At 68.0% G+C, this 14647-nt stretch carries 16 protein-coding genes; 4 read left to right on the top strand and 12 right to left on the bottom strand.

Features of this window, described 5'->3' with window-relative positions; all coding sequences use genetic code 11:
• Window positions 1–43: 43 nt before the first annotated feature.
• Together KHB019_RS07820 and KHB019_RS07825 are read left to right on the top strand one after the other, a co-directional pair.
• The gene (locus KHB019_RS07820) at window positions 44–1471 is read left to right on the top strand and encodes an MFS transporter (protein ID WP_337458588.1); all 1428 of its coding nucleotides are present in this window, start codon (window positions 44–46) and stop codon (window positions 1469–1471) included.
• A gap of 42 nt (window positions 1472–1513) precedes the next feature.
• The gene (locus KHB019_RS07825) at window positions 1514–3271 is read left to right on the top strand and encodes an aldehyde dehydrogenase family protein (RefSeq protein ID WP_337458589.1); all 1758 of its coding nucleotides are present in this window, start codon (window positions 1514–1516) and stop codon (window positions 3269–3271) included.
• Window positions 3272–3273: 2 nt separating this feature from the next.
• Here KHB019_RS07825 and pip read toward each other — a convergent pair whose 3' ends face one another.
• Together pip and ypfJ are read right to left on the bottom strand one after the other, a co-directional pair.
• A complete protein-coding gene (pip, locus tag KHB019_RS07830; protein WP_443193199.1) occupies window positions 3274–4245 on the bottom strand; it encodes a prolyl aminopeptidase in 972 nt (323 codons plus the stop codon).
• A 112-nt stretch (window positions 4246–4357) separates the two neighbouring features.
• Window positions 4358–5227, bottom strand: a complete 870-nt coding sequence (gene ypfJ / locus KHB019_RS07835) for a KPN_02809 family neutral zinc metallopeptidase (protein WP_337458591.1) — start codon at window positions 5225–5227, stop codon at window positions 4358–4360.
• A 45-nt stretch (window positions 5228–5272) separates the two neighbouring features.
• On the opposite strand from ypfJ, the gene KHB019_RS07840 reads away from it, so the two are divergent.
• Window positions 5273–6262 carry a malate dehydrogenase gene (locus KHB019_RS07840; RefSeq protein WP_337458592.1) on the top strand — a complete coding sequence of 330 codons (990 nt, stop codon included), beginning with the start codon at window positions 5273–5275 and terminating at the stop codon, window positions 6260–6262.
• A gap of 41 nt (window positions 6263–6303) precedes the next feature.
• Complete coding sequence (locus tag KHB019_RS07845) at window positions 6304–6750, top strand: dehydrogenase (protein ID WP_337458593.1); 447 nt, start codon at window positions 6304–6306, stop codon at window positions 6748–6750.
• A gap of 6 nt (window positions 6751–6756) precedes the next feature.
• Here KHB019_RS07845 and KHB019_RS07850 read toward each other — a convergent pair whose 3' ends face one another.
• The 10 genes from KHB019_RS07850 to KHB019_RS07895 form a co-directional block, all read right to left on the bottom strand.
• A complete protein-coding gene (locus KHB019_RS07850) occupies window positions 6757–7452 on the bottom strand; it encodes a hypothetical protein (protein WP_337458594.1) in 696 nt (231 codons plus the stop codon).
• A gap of 15 nt (window positions 7453–7467) precedes the next feature.
• Window positions 7468–9102 (bottom strand): alpha/beta hydrolase, encoded by a 1635-nt coding sequence (locus KHB019_RS07855; protein ID WP_337458595.1) that lies wholly within the window; start codon window positions 9100–9102, stop codon window positions 7468–7470.
• 26 nt (window positions 9103–9128) lie between these two features.
• A complete protein-coding gene (locus KHB019_RS07860) occupies window positions 9129–9422 on the bottom strand; it encodes a hypothetical protein (RefSeq protein WP_230101626.1) in 294 nt (97 codons plus the stop codon).
• 113 nt (window positions 9423–9535) lie between these two features.
• On the bottom strand, window positions 9536–10246 hold the full coding sequence (locus KHB019_RS07865) for a hypothetical protein (RefSeq protein ID WP_230101923.1): 711 nt from the start codon (window positions 10244–10246) through the stop codon (window positions 9536–9538).
• A gap of 157 nt (window positions 10247–10403) precedes the next feature.
• Window positions 10404–10793 (bottom strand): hypothetical protein, encoded by a 390-nt coding sequence (locus KHB019_RS07870; protein ID WP_230101627.1) that lies wholly within the window; start codon window positions 10791–10793, stop codon window positions 10404–10406.
• Between the two features lie 20 nt (window positions 10794–10813).
• A complete protein-coding gene (locus tag KHB019_RS07875) occupies window positions 10814–11434 on the bottom strand; it encodes a DNA/RNA non-specific endonuclease (RefSeq protein ID WP_230101628.1) in 621 nt (206 codons plus the stop codon).
• Window positions 11434–12105 carry a WXG100-like domain-containing protein gene (locus tag KHB019_RS07880; RefSeq protein ID WP_230101924.1) on the bottom strand — a complete coding sequence of 224 codons (672 nt, stop codon included), beginning with the start codon at window positions 12103–12105 and terminating at the stop codon, window positions 11434–11436. The genes KHB019_RS07875 and KHB019_RS07880 overlap by 1 nt, the downstream gene beginning before the upstream one ends.
• Window positions 12106–12229: 124 nt before the next feature.
• A complete protein-coding gene (locus KHB019_RS07885) occupies window positions 12230–12862 on the bottom strand; it encodes a hypothetical protein (protein WP_337458596.1) in 633 nt (210 codons plus the stop codon).
• A 2-nt stretch (window positions 12863–12864) separates the two neighbouring features.
• Window positions 12865–13566, bottom strand: coding sequence for a WXG100-like domain-containing protein (locus KHB019_RS07890; protein WP_325472326.1), 702 nt, complete (start codon window positions 13564–13566; stop codon window positions 12865–12867).
• A 145-nt stretch (window positions 13567–13711) separates the two neighbouring features.
• The gene (locus KHB019_RS07895) at window positions 13712–14590 is read right to left on the bottom strand and encodes a hypothetical protein (protein WP_325472310.1); all 879 of its coding nucleotides are present in this window, start codon (window positions 14588–14590) and stop codon (window positions 13712–13714) included.
• Window positions 14591–14647 lie beyond the last annotated feature (57 nt).

The raw sequence follows: 14647 nt of genomic DNA on the forward strand, positions 1-14647 counted from the left end.
TCCGGTCCCCGAGCCCGTCGCAGGGCGCCGATACACTGGCGCGATGAGCAACGGTGCTCGACCCGAACGAGCCTCTTCCCGCCTGCCGGCGCGCACTATCGTCACGTATGCGATCGGCTCCGTCGGCACTGGCGGATACGCGACCCTCCCCGGTCTCGTCCTCACCTACTACCTCACGGACAATCTGGGCGTCGCGGCCCTCGCCGCCGGGCTGATCGTCACTGTCGCGAAGGTGTGGGACGTCGTCATCGATCCGCTGATCGGCGCGGCGTCGGACCGGCAGGTGGCCCGCACCGGGTCACGACGCGGTTTCATGGTGATCGGCGCACTGACACTTCCGGTCTTCTTCGCGTTGACGTTCGCCGTGCCGCCGTCCTGGGGGCCGGCTGCGAGCGCGATCTCCGTCCTGCTCGCGTTTCTCGGCACAGCCACGGCGTTCAGCCTGTTCCAGGTGCCGTACGTCGCTCTGCCGGCCGAGCTCACCGACGGCTACGACGAGCGGACGCGGTTGCTCGGATGGCGTGTCGTCGTTCTGACCGCAGCGATCCTGCTGTTCGGCGCCGGCGGGCCGATGCTGCGCCGCGCGACAGGAGAGCAGGTCAGCGGATACCTGCTGATGGGCGTGGTCGCCGGCGTCGCGATCGGAGTCGGGATGCTGATCGCCAGCCGCACCGCACGCTCGGCCGTCCGCCGGATCGGCGAGCCCTCCCCCGCCGTCGACGGCCCCCGCAGGCTGAGGGCGGAGTATCTCTCCGGATTCCGTGCGCTGCGGCGCAGCGCGCCGTTCCGCGCCCTGCTCGGCACCTTCGTGCTGCAGGCCCTCGCCACCGGAACGATGCTCGCCGGCGCTCAATACGTCGCACGCTGGGTGCTCGGCGACGAGGCCGCAGTGGAGATCCTCTTCGTCGCACTCGTCGGCCCCGCCCTGATCGCCACTCCGGCATGGACGGCGATCTCGAAGCGCGTCGGCAAGGAGCGGGCATTCCTCGGCGCCAGCATCCTGTTCCTGCTCGCATCGGCGAGCATCACCCTCGCCGTGTGGGAACCCGGAGCCTGGCTCTACGCGGCCGTCGCCGTCGCCGGGGTCGCCTATGCCGGACTGCAGTCCCTGCCGATGGCGATGCTGCCGGATGTCATCTCGCACGACGCACGCGTGGGCGGCGGCGATCCGGACCGGCACGGCCGGGCCGGGACCTTCACCGGCATCTGGACCGCCGGCGAGACCGTCGGCTTCGCGCTCGGCGCGACGGCGGTGTCCCTCGTGCTGGCTGCGACCGGCTATGTGTCGACAGTCGCCGGTGTGGAGACCACGTCCGCCATCGAGACAGTGCAGCCCGACGCCGCTGTCACCGGCATCGTGCTGAGCTTCAGCATCCTGCCGGCCGTTCTCATGGCGCTGAGCATCCTGCCCCTGACCCGATACCGCCTGCGCCGCAGCGACATCGATGCGATGCCCGAGCACGCCGCATAGGCTGGACGCACCCGTGAGCGTGCTTCACATGAGGAGATGCCGATGACGTCAACTGCCACCACGACCGCGACCTCCACCCCCTCCGGTCTCGACGACGATCAGCGCGCGAACCTGGACGCCGCGATCGACGACCTCGACGCCGGGGCTCGCACCTGGTCGGCGCTCAGCGTCGGGCAGCGCGCGACGCTTCTGCGCGCGGTGCGCACTGCGGTCGCGGCGACCGCCGAGGAGTGGGCGCACACGGCGGCGGCATCCAAGGGCCTGAACGGCAGCCATCCGCTCCGCGGCGAGGAGTGGCTGGCGGGGCCGTACAGCGTCCTCGGCGCGCTGGACGCCTACGTCGAGACGCTCTACCGCCTGGCCGACGGGCGCAATCCGCTCGAGGGCATCCGGATCGACAGGGCCCCTGGCGGGCGCGCACGCGTGCACGCGTTCCCGCTGACCGGCCTCGACAAGGCGCTCCTGTCCGGCTTCACCGGCGAGGTCTGGCTCGAGCCGGGAACCACACCGCGGATCGCCCGTGCGACGGCCGGTCTCGGGCAGCGCACGCCTGCCGAGTCCGGCGGCGTCGGCCTGGTGCTCGGCGCAGGCAACGTCACCTCGATCCCGGTGCTGGATGTGCTGTACGAACTGCTCGCGCACAATCGCACGGTGCTGTTGAAGGTCAACCCGACGCAGGATGCGCTCGTAGCCGTGTACGAGCACGCCTTCGCGGCGCTGATCGAGCCCGGATTCCTGCGCATCGTCCGCGGCGGCGGTGACGTGGGTGCGTACCTCACCGGCCACCAGCGACTCGTCCATGTGCACATCACCGGGTCTGCTGCGACGTTCGACGCGATCACCTGGGGCGCACCAGGGAGCGCGACCACCCGCAGACGACGCGAGAACCGGCCGCAGCTGTTGAAGCCGATCACCGCTGAGCTCGGCGGCGTCTCGCCGATCATCGTCGTCCCCGGCGAATGGACACAAGCCGACCTCACCTTCCAGGCCGAGCACATCGCGACGATGCGCCTGCAGAACTGCGGGCACAACTGCATCGCCGGCCAGGTCGTGATCATGTCGTCCGATTGGGCGCAGGCCGACGACTTCCGAGCCGCGCTGCGTCGCGCCTACGCGAAGGCTCCGGAGCGCCCGATCTGGTACCCGCACTCCGATGACCGGATGCAGCAGGCGAACGACGACTACCCCGACGCCCTCGTGCTCGGCGACCGGCTGCTCGTCGAGATCGGCGAAGAGGACGATCCCACGGCGCTGCAGAACACCGAGTACTTCGCGCCGGTGCTCGGCGTCGTCGCGATCCCCGGCACCGGGCAGCAGTTCCTCGATGCCGCGGTCGCCCATGCGAACGACAAGCTGCAGGGGACGCTCGGCGCGAACCTGCTGATCGACCCGGCGACCCAGAAGTCATTGGGCACCGGGTTCGAGCGCGCTGTCGCCGAGTTGCGCTACGGGTCGATCGCGATCAACGCCTGGACCGCGTTCGGGTTCATCACCCCGACGCTAACGTGGGGCGCTTTTCCCGGAAACACGCTGCAGGACGTCGGCAGCGGTATCGGCGTCGTCCACAACGCGCTGCTGCTCGACCGTGTCGAGCGCTCTGTGCTGCACGGCCCTTTCCGCCCGTTCCCGTGGTCGCTCCCCGTCGTCAGCGGCGGCGGTCGATTCACGATCCTGCCGAAGCCGCCGTGGTTCGTGAGCGCGCGGACCGGGGCCGTCGTCAGCGAGGGGCTCACCCGCTTCCGCGCGAACGGCGGCGCCGTGGGCCTGGTGAAGACCCTGCTGCAGGCCCTGCGCGCCTGAGCTCAGTCGTCGGCGAAGAGGTCGGTCGCGTCGCGGAGAGCCTGCTGGATCCCCGGCTCCGACGCGGCGTGCCCGGCGTCGTCGACCACGACGAACTCGGCCTCGGGCCAGGCCCGGTGCAGATCCCACGCCGTCATCATCGGCGTGCAGACGTCGTAGCGCCCCTGCACGATCACGGCGGGAATGTGGCGGATGGCGTCGACCCCCGCGATCAGCTGGCCCTCGGCCCACCAGCCGCGATTGACGAAGAAGTGGTTCTCGATGCGCGCGAAGGCCACGGCGGTGGCATCCTCGGTCATCCGCTCGATGGTGTCCTCGTCCGGCAGGAGCGTGATCGTCGATCCCTCCCACTTCGACCACGCCCGTGCGGCCGGGACATGTACGGCAGGGTCCGGGTCGAACAGCCGGCGGTGGTACGCGTCGATCATGCGATTGCGCTCGAGGACGGGGATGGGGGCGATGAACCCCTCCCAGAGATCGGGGAACAGCGCGCCGGCGCCGCCCTCGTAGAACCATTCGAGCTCTTCACGGCGCAGGGTGAAGATGCCGCGCAGGACGAGCTCGGTCACCGCATCCGGGTGCGCCTGCGCGTACGCGAGGGCGAGCGCACTCCCCCAGGATCCGCCGAAGACCTGCCACTTCTCGATGCCGAGGTTCTTGCGCAGCAGTTCGATGTCGGCGATCAGGTGCGCCGTGGTGTTGAACCGCAGATCGGCGTCGGGGGCGCTGGCGTGCGGCGTGCTGCGTCCGCAGCCGCGCTGATCGAACAGCACGATGCGGTACTTGTCCGGGTCGAAGAAGCGCCGATGCCACGGCGCTGTTCCGCCGCCTGGACCACCGTGCAGGAAGACGACCGGCTTGCCCTCTGGGTTGCCGCTGACCTCCCACGCGATGCGCTGGCCGTCGCCGACGAGCAGCATGCCGCGCTCGTGCGGTTCGATCGGCGGATACAGTGCATCCGTGTTCATGCTCATCCCCCGGGTGAATGCGAATCCCGCCTGTTCAGGCGGCCATCTCACCGTACCGTGCAGGCCCGCTGCATCCGCGCAACCACGGCGTTCAGACGGCGACGAACGCGCCGTCCGGTCAGAGTCTGCTGCCGTCAACGGAGAAGGTGTCGCAGCTGCCCAAACCGTTCTGATACCCGCTCGCGAACCAGAACTGACGCTGTTCGCTCGACCCGTGCGTCCACGACTCGGGGTTGTTGAAGCCGGCCTGCTCCTGGATGTGGTCGTCTCCGACGGCGAACGCGGCATTGAGAGCGTCCGTGATCTGCGCTTCGGTCGGCGTCTCCAGGTAATGCTCGCCGTTGTCGTCGGTGAGCGTGGCTGCGTCCTTCAGCCAGGCACCCGCATAGCAGTCGGCCTGCAGCTCGGTGCGGACGCTGTTGCTGTCGGGCCCGGAGCCGTTGTTCGGGTGATCGGCCATGATCCCCGTGATGTTCTGGATGTGATGGCCCCACTCGTGACCGACGATGTACAGCTGCGCGAGCTCGCCTGCCGAGGCGTCGAACTGCTGACGCATGATCTGGAAGAACGCCGGATCGATGTAGACGCTCTGCTCCGGCGGGCAGTAGAAGGGGCCGACCGAGTTGGATGCCGTGCCGCACTGCGTGGACGTCTGCCCGTTGAACACGTACAGCTGCGGCGGGATGTAGCCGTCGACGTGCGTCTCCCAGTACTCGTCGAGCAGCACCTGCGCCCCGGCCATGCGGCACTCGTCCTGCGTGTTCGCGTCCTCGCCGGTCTGGCAGGACAGCACCGTGCTGCCTGCGCCGGGCTCGCCGCCGCTCTGCTGACCACCGCCGACGAGACCGGTGAGGTCGACGCCGAGGAGCTGGCTGGCGATGAGCGCGACGATGCCGAGCAGGCCGACGCCGCCACCCGCGATCGCCGCTGTGCGACCGGGCCGACGCGTGCGGGTGTTGGAGATGTCCGCATCAGGGTTGAACGTCATGGGATGAGAGTACTCCGCGGATGCGCGCGGACGTAGGCTCGGCGTATGGCTACCACGATCACGATCACGGGTGCTGGCGGACAGATCGGATACGCGCTGCTGTTCCGCATCGCCGCCGGCGACATGCTCGGCCAGGGCGAGAAGGTTCGGCTGCGGCTGCTCGAGATCCCGCAGGGCTTGAAAGCCGCCGAGGGCGCGGCGCTCGAGCTGCAGGACGGCGCGTTCGATCTCCTCGAGAGCGTCGAGGTGACCGATGACGCGGCGACCGGGTTCGACGGCTGCAACGTCGCCCTGCTGGTCGGCGCTCGGCCGCGGGGCTCTGGAATGGAACGAGGCGACCTCCTCGCCGCCAACGCCGGGATCTTCGGCCCGCAGGGGAGGGCGATCGCCGACCGTGCCGCCTCGGACGTGCGCGTCACGGTGGTGGGGAACCCCGCCAACACCAATGCGCTGATAGCCGCGGCATCCGCCGACGGAGTGCCGGCCGACCGATTCACGGCCCTGACCCGCCTCGACGAGAACCGGGCGCGCGCGCAGCTCGCCGCCGTTCTGGATGCTCCGGTCGCCAGCATCCGGCGCGTCCCGATCTGGGGCAATCACTCGGCGACCCAGTTCCCCGACGTGACCCACGCGACCGTCGAGGGGCGGCCCGTCCTCGACGCGCTCGCCGAGCGAGTAGGCGACGTGCGGACCTGGCTGGAAGGGACGTTCATCCCGCGGGTCGCGAAGCGGGGCGCGGAGATCATCGAGGTGCGCGGATCGTCGTCGGTGGCATCCGCAGCGAACGCGGCGATCGAGCACACGCGCGACTGGGTGCTGGGCACGGACGACTGGACGAGTGCCGGTGTCGTCTCCCGCGGTGAATACGGCGTCCCCGAGGGCCTGGTGTCGTCCTTCCCTGTGCGGTCTGTCGACGGTCAGTGGCAGATCGTCGAGGGCCTCGAGTTGGATGAGTGGGCCCGTGGGCGCATCGACGCGTCCGTGGCGGAGCTCGTGGACGAGCGCGACACTGTGCGCGCACTCGGGGTGCTCTGACGCCGCGGAATCAGGGCAGAATGGATCCTGGAGGTTCGGCGATGAGCGATGTGAACGAGACAGTGGATGCTGCACTGACGAGCCCGCTGCACCTTCCGCACGCGGCGGCGGAGTGTCCCAAGTGTCTGGCGAACGACGACCACGGCTGGTGGTCAGCACGCCCGGAGGGAACGCGCCTGGTCGGCCTGGTGGTGGCCCGTGACGGGATGCCGTCCGTCACCGAGCAGCGCGAGGATCTCACCCGGTTCGGGGTGCCGATCGAGGGATTCCGGCACCCGGCCCCCGACATCCTCGAAAGCTGGGAGGACCGCGTCACCCGTCTGCTCGACACCCTGCAGCGCGGAGACGTGGTCGTCGTCGCGAACGTGCACGCGCTCGGACGCGACCGCGATGAGGAGACCCGCACCGCGGCGGCGCTCCGCAGTCGCGGCATCATGGTGAAGGTGCTCGGGCATCACGCCCGGCACCTCGCCGACGCCGCGCGCTGAGCGGACTCAGGCGTCGTACGGCGCGACCGGGAGATCGGTGTCGGCCGGCTGCGGCGTCACCGGCGTGCCGTCCTCGTTGCGGTAGATCGGGCTGCCGTCCTGCGGGAAGTAGAACCGCGGTTGCCAGTCCGGCCCTTCGAACGCCGGGAACCGCTGCGCGGCACCCGTGTAGATGAGACCATCGAACACCATGTCGGACAGGTCACCCGCATCGCCGGGGAAGCACCCGGTTGTCGCCGATACCTCCACCATGCCGCGCGCCGGCCGCACGGTCACCACGCCGCGACCGACCGTCGCGTCGGTGGCGATGACGTTGATCTCACCGTTCTCGCCCTCGCCGAGAACGGTCGTCGAGGGCTCCATCCCCGCGCTCTCGAAAGCGGATGAGGCGTCCGCTGCGACGGCATCCGCATCGACCCCGTCCATGGCGAGCGTGCGCACCCAGGAGAACGCGTACCCGCGGTCGGCGCCTCCGTCGATCCGGCAGGCGATCGGCGATGCGCCGTAGGACTCCACCGTCCACTCCCCCTCGTGGATCGCCATGATCACCGAGTGCATCACCGTCGCATACTCGACGTAACGCGCCTCGCCATCCCGGTACAGGGCGTCACCCGTCGGCGCCGCAGACCCGCAGCCCGTCATCACAACCGCCATTCCTGCGGCCAGGGCCGCAATCACTCCGCCTCGGAATGCACCGCGCATCTGTCCACCGTCCGCTCAGAGGTCCACGAAAGCATACTCATCGCTGATCCACCAGTTGCCCTCGTCCCAGAAGCCGCGCTCGCTTCCCTCGCCGTCGCGCTCCGTACCCGGCTCGCCCGTCCGGACGATCTCAGCCACGTTGTAGAACGACTCGCTTCCTGGCTCGAGGTACGCACCGGGGCCGAGCGAATCGTGCCCGGTAGCGGCAGGCAGCGGCCGCCCGTCGCTGTCAACGCCGCCGTCGCTGTCGAACACAGTCACGTCGGTCAGCCGCTCGGGCGACACCGAGTGGCCGATGGCGGTCCCCCGCCCGATGCGGGCGACCGCGTCGTCTTCGGAAACGGTCGCGTAGACGCGAGGAGGATCGCCGTCGGTGAGGTTCGCGATCACCGCGTCGTCGTTCGGGAAACCGGCCGAGCCGACGGCGATGAGGCTGGTGACGCCGAGTCCGTCGGACGCTGACCCGATCGCGAGAGCGGCGGTCGTGCTGCCGTAGGAGTGGGCGATCACGTTGATGTCGGCTGCCGGCGACAGCGTGCTCAGCCCTCGCAGGTAGGAGCCCAACGCGGCGGCGCCATCCTGCGCACGCCCCATGCCCGGCTCCTCGAGGAGGTTCGGGGTGTCGTATCCGAACCAGACCACGGTGGCCGCTCCATCGCCCGCCGCTCGGTTGAGGGCTCTGGCCGACTCGCCCCATGCATGCATGTCGCCGACATTCCCGTTCATGCCGGGGATGAGTGTGTTGATCTCGGAAGCCGTCGCGAGATCGCCATGCGCGATCGCGGCGGTGACCTGTTCAGAGCCGTCGGGGTCGAACGAGATCAGGCTCGGCGGCGGAGATCCCTCCGTCTCGAGTGCCCGTCTGATGGCCTCGAGCTCCTCGCGCCTGTCGCCGTCCGGCTCTGTGGCGAGCATCGCGTCGAGACGATCACGGTTCAGCGTGCTCCGAACGTCGTACGGGATGCCGTCGAGATTTCCGAGGAGGTCGGGATGCGCCGCGATCAACTCGGGATGCATCTCCGGATGCTCGTTCCACAGTGCGCGTACGTGGGCGGGGTCACTGGTACCGATGAGACGCTCGAAGACGGCACGCGCCTCGGGAGTCATTCCGGCCGAGCCCGCGGAGGCGAGCGCGGCGAGCGCGGCGTCGTACGCAGACGACCACTGGGCGAAGTACTCCCCGTGCTCGGCGATGAGGCTCGACAGCCGCTGCCAGGCGAGGTCGCGGGTCTGGGCCGCCTCGGTCGCGTTGTTCTGCGTCAGCGCGGCGAGACCGTCCCACGCGCTGCCGACGGTCGACAGAGCGAGGGTCGCGGCGTCGTCGGCGGCTGCGCTGCTCTGCGCCCATTCGCCATGGGCGACCTCGATGTCATCGATCAGAGCGTTCGCCGGTTGCGCGTACCGCTCGTATGCATCGGCGTACTCCTGCAGAACCATCCCGAGCAGCGTCGCCTCACTGATGTCTGCGGTGAGTGCGTCGAGCAGCGCCTCAGCGTCGCCGCGCGCCGAGGTCACCCGCACTCCCGCGCCCGGCAGGTTCTTCGCGAGCACTGCGGCTGTGTGCAGGTCGTCGAGGCGATCGGCGACCCGTGTCAGCTGCATGCCCCACCACGACATCGTCCCCGCGTCGCCCTCGATGCGCACAGGCACCGAGAGCCGGCCCGAACCCGCGCTCGTCACGGCGTCTCAGGTCCCGTCAACTCTTCATCGAGTTGCGTGAAACTGTCCGCTATGGCGCGCGTCGTCGCGGACAGCTCCGCCCCGGAGATCGCGCGCTTCAGCGCCTCCGTGTGCAATGCGCTCAGTCGTCGGTGCAGCTCCAAACGCAGAGTCGCCCGCGAGTCGGGGTTCTCGACGCCGGCATCCTCCGACTGCAGATCGGCCGCCTGCATCGTCAAGTCTCCGGTGGCAGTCTGAGCAGCTTGGGAGGCCGCCGTCAGCTCTGCGCGGAAGATCTCGACATCGGCCATGCTGCCCTCCCGTGATCACACGCCGCTCACTGTCGCTCACAGACTAGGGCGGTCACGCACGCGCGGGCATGGGCATGAGTGCCCATGCCCGCAGCACAACCCAAACGTTCCGATCAGTCGTCCGCGTCGCTCTGACTCCGCAGCGCCTCGTCGTCGAGGAGCGGCAAATCGGCGCGCGTGACGACCTGCGACGTGACGGCGTACTCGACGAGACGGGCGCGTCGGTTGGTGGCGAGCTTGCCGGGCCCGCCGCGCAGGCCCTGCACTCCCATGCGGTCGAGCTTGTCGCACACGTTGTCGAGCTTGCGGTTGAACTTGCTCATGCTCCAGCCGAGGCGCTTCGCCGCATCGCTCGACGACGGCAGCTCATTCATGCTGACGCCCTCCCGGCGCAGCATCGGTTCGGCGAGAGCGACGATCAGCTGCTTCTGCATGGTGGTGAAGCTCACGGGCATCACGGTCGTCTCGCCGCTCATCGACGCCTCGACCTGACTGGAGACCTCGTACGGCGCCTCTTCGGTGTGCAGGCTGAGCTCGTAGGTGACGGGTCCGGCTGTGAACACGATCACGTTGCGCTCGAACACGAGCGGCATGCGCGCACCGGGCGAGAGCCAGGACTGCACGGCACCACCCGCACTGGATACCGTCGCCGCAAGGCGCACCCCGACGTTGGCCAGCCACCACAGCCCGTCATGATGCTGAAGCTCGAGGAAGTGCCGGTGCAGGTACGGGTTGTCGTCGATCTCGAGGTCGCCCTCGCGTCCGATGATGAACGGCCTGTCCGACGGCAGCTCGTGCCACTCCCCCGCGAACTCGAGGCGCAACGGTGGCGCAGCTTCCTTCGTCTTCGGCCTGTGGCCCTCTTCCACCGTCAAGGCAGGATTCAGCTCGGTCACGTGTCGACCCCCTCGGCGAATATCTTGCCACGGGCAAAGCCGGATGCGCGTCAAGCCCGGTTCGGGCGCAGGAGAGCGGAGGCCGTCAGTCGAACTTCGGTCGGAGCTCCTCGCGGAAAACCTTGCGGTTCCGCGGAGTCATCTTCCACCGCGTCTCATCGGTGTCCTCGAACGTCACGTTGTACTTCCCGTTGGTGCGGTCCAGTTGCACGAGCACCTGCACCGGCAACGCGTCTCCATCCTTGAAGTAGCTCGCCAGGTACGCGTCCACCGCCGGCTTGACCGCCCACGCGTCCGCCGCCACTGCGGAGATCGTGCCGTCCGGGGAGTACAGGTACCCGTGCGCCTCGTTGAATGCGCCTTCGGGGAACTCGAGGATCATGGACATCGACGCCCAGCCCTCCCGATCGATGTCCGGTCCGTCCAGGTTGTCCACCAGGGCGTGGAGAAGATCGGCGGTCACGTTCTCTGACACGAGGTTCCTTTCGACGGGGTTCAGCGGCGGTTGATGCGGTCGAACGTCTCGCCGGAGATGTTATCGAAGGACGGGCTGCGCGTCTCGAGAATCTCACCGGTCGAAGGATCTGACACCACGTACGCCACCTGAAACCTATCAGGCCGCACAGCACCCGGAGGGTCGACGGAGATGCGGTAGTCGACCCGGCAGCCCTCTGCCGTCCAGTCCGCCCACTCGTTCTCCATCTTCTTCCACGCCCCGCGATTGAGGTTCGCGGCCTGCGGCACGATTCCCTCGTCGGGCGTGTCTCCGAAGAAGCGATGACCACCGAGATGACCGCCGTCATCGCCGTCCCGGCCGAGCTGCCCGATCGCGGTCGCGTTGTCACCGCGGTCGCTGCTGCCGAAGTCGTCGAGGATGGTGCCGTTCTCCTGCACCGGACGCCTGCTGTCGGGATCGAAGTGCGTCGTCTTCGAGTTCCTGCCACGCGTCGTGTCGATGCTGTCGAAGTTGTCGGTGTCGCGCACCTTCTTCACGACGCTGTCGAGATGCTCGTTGATCCGGTCGGTGAGCTGGGCGAGCCTGCGGTTGAGATCACCACCGGCGTCGTCGACCGAGTTCTTCACCTTGCGCATGACCTCGCGTGCGGCCTTGCTCATCAGTCGTCTCCTCCGAAGTCGAGAGCGGAGAACTCCGTGAAGAAGTTCGAAGTCAGCGTCGAGATGTCCGCGCCGTGAAGCTTCATCTCCGTCTGCGCATCCTCGAGCGCCTGCAGATCCGCGTAGAACTCATCTGTGTCCCCGACCGCGCTCTCCACCATCGGCGCATCCAGGATCGCGTCGATGACCGCCGGCAGCTGCTCGGCCATCGGCTCGATCACCATCGGCGCGAGCTGCTCGATCAACTGCTCCACCACGATGTCGACCGCAGCGTTCAGGAGCTTCTTCTTGATCAGGAGCATCGGCCCCGCGCCCATCGCGGTGATCGGATTCGTCAGCATTCCCACCAGGGCGATCATCGTCGTCGTGACATCGAAGATCACCTTCATCTTCAACCCGAGGATCACCTCGGCACCCACATCCATCGCCGTCGACGCGGGCGGCATGATGTCGATCAGCTTCTGCAGGTTCTGCGAACGATTGGTGTTCCAGGCGCTCAGCGTCGCGGGTCCGGTCTGCCCTCGCATCGCCGCACCCAGATCACCGTTGATCTTGCGGTCGACCGCCTGGACGACCGACTCCAGATCGGTCCCGAGATTGCGGACCAGAGTCGCGCCCTTGCGAACCTCGTCCTCATCGATATCCGGCCAGTCGAATCCCAGCTTCTCCATCACCCAGACAAGCTCATTCGGCAACATCATTCCCACGGTGGCACCCCCTCCTGCACACGACTGTAGGCAACGATCACCGAGATGACGATGGGTACTGCTTCCCGGGTGGATCTGCCCGAAGGCTTCAGTCGCGCCCGGGGTGGCCGACCTTCACGCTGACGAAGCGCGAGTCCGGGATCTCCTCGATCTCCACGGTGGCGCCGTCGAGTGCTCCCGATTCCAGCCCGAATCGCGTCTCGAGGTCGCTCTGGCCGAGTCGGCTCAGGTCGCTCGCCTCGCTCGCCGGCGCGAGGAAGCGCATGTCGCCGTCCTGCCGGCCGTACTTGTCGGGGTCGTCCTGCCCGATGGCATCCTCGTAGAGCTCCTCGACGAGCTGACCCGGCACCTTCTTCGGTACGCCCTTGACCTCGTCGACGATGTCTCCGGGGATGTCGCGGATGCTCTTGCCCACCGACCGGCCGAGGTCCTGTACGAGGTTGTAGTCCGGCTCGGCGTGACGGGGCACGTGTCCATGTGTCTCGATGCCGCGGGAGACGTCGGTGAGGATGTCGTACTTCTTCGCGTGCGAAGTCGGCTTCTCAGCACGATGACGAGGCACGCTGTCCGCACCGCTGCGGTCCGTGCCGCGCACGCGATCGGCATCCGCACGATGCCGGCCGCCGCGTTTGCGGAACGCTCCGGCGAAACCTGTCTTGAACTCGCGCCCCGCTCCGTCGACGGCATCGACGAGGTCCTTCATCAGCTTCTTCAGTTGCATTGTCAGTCTCCTGAGATCTGCAGGTTGGCGAGGTCGGCGAGAAGGCGGTCGGTCAGGTCCTCGACGTCCGCGGCGTGCGCGTCCATGTCGTCGGCTGCCTGATCGAGCGCCTGGAGGTCGGCGTAGAACTCGTCGACGTCGCCGATGCTGTCTTCCACCACAGGCGCCTCAAGCAGTCGGAGCACGAGCCCCGGCACCTGCTCGGCCAGCGGGTCGAGCGCCAGCGGCAGAACCTGGTTGATCACCTGCTCGAGAGTGGCCTCCATCGCCATCGAGAACAGCTTCTTTCGGGCGAGGATCAGAAGGGCCGCTCCGCCGGCTCCGAACGGCCCGGCCGCGAGAAGGGGGATGAGCTGGGCGAGCGTGAGCGTGACCTCGACGATCACCTTGACCTTGAGCGCGAGGACGATGTCTGCGGCGATGTCGATGCCGGTCGACGCCGGGCCCAGGATGTCGAGCAGCTGCTGGACGTTCTCGGAACGGTTGCGATTCCACGCGGCGACGTGGCCGGTGCCGATGTTCCCTCTCATCGACGCTGCGATGTCGCCGTTGATGCGGCGATCGGCCGCCTGGACGAGCGTCTCCATGTCGTCGCGATACGTGCGCACCAGCTGCGCGGCCTTCCGGACCTCGTCCTCATCGATATCGGGCCATTCCAGTCCGAGCTTGTCCATGACCCAGATCAGCTCGTTCGGCAGCATCATTCCCACGTCGGCACCTCCGTCAGCGACGCTACTGACAGCATCGTGCCGCGCGCGATGGGGTGATCTCCCCATCAGGCGATGGCCTCATCCGCGCTGAGAGCACCTCGCACATCGTCGCGTCACGCCGGCTGGTTCCGTCGGGAAGTCACGCCGCGTCGAGCCGGAGAGTCTCGGGTATGTAGTACCGGATGGGTGCCAGCTCCGTGCGGACCACGGCGCTCCCGGCCTGCTCGATGAACTGTGCGAAACCCATCACACCGATCTTTCCCTCGGCGCTGACGACGAACACGTTGTCGACAACCGGCAGCAACGCTGCGGTGCCGCTGAGCCAGGTGGCGAATGTCACGGTGACGCCCGACTCGAGTTTGTCGAGCTTCGGCTCGAGCACTCGCACGTCACCGGCGTTGAGCGCACCGGCCTGCTCTTTGTATCCGCGCACGCCGAACTCGCGTGTGATGCGACTGATCGCATTCGCCAGCGCCGGGAATCGATCGCGCCACGGGAAGGGGAACCATTGACCGTTCTTGTCCCCGACCGGGTGGATACTCGCCAGACGGCTTCCGTCTGCCAGGAGTTCGTCGGCCACGGTGAGAGCCTGCGCGAATCCGCGTTCGTCGTCCGTACCAGTGAGGATCATTCGTGTCTGAGCCAGCGGCACGATCGCCAGGTCGCCGATGACCGCCAGCGGCGCAGCGCGCGACGGATCGAGGAAGAGCGCCGCGACCTGCTGTTCGTCAGTGACCTCCATCACCTCACGGGCGTCACCGATCTCGAGCGGAGGCACCGAGTCGAAAGCCGCCTTCAGCGCATCGGTGAACGGCACGTTCCACGTGTCTGCCTGTTCGACGGTCACGAATCCTTCGTCACCGTTCCGAAGACCGACGTAGAGCTCCGCGGCCACGAACTGGACCCGCGGCCTCTCCTCGGCCGGAATCGACAGCTCGAGGATGCCCAATTCAGTGGCGTCGAATACCTGCAGCCGCAGCCGCTCGCGCACAGCGGCGAAGTCAGACGGTTCAGTCATGGTGTCATGCCTTTCAGAACGCTGGCACGCGGCGATGCCGCGCCGCCAGCCCTTTCA

Source organism: Microbacterium sp. KHB019, from assembly GCF_037285405.1.
Classification (GTDB): Bacteria; Actinomycetota; Actinomycetes; order Actinomycetales; family Microbacteriaceae; genus Microbacterium.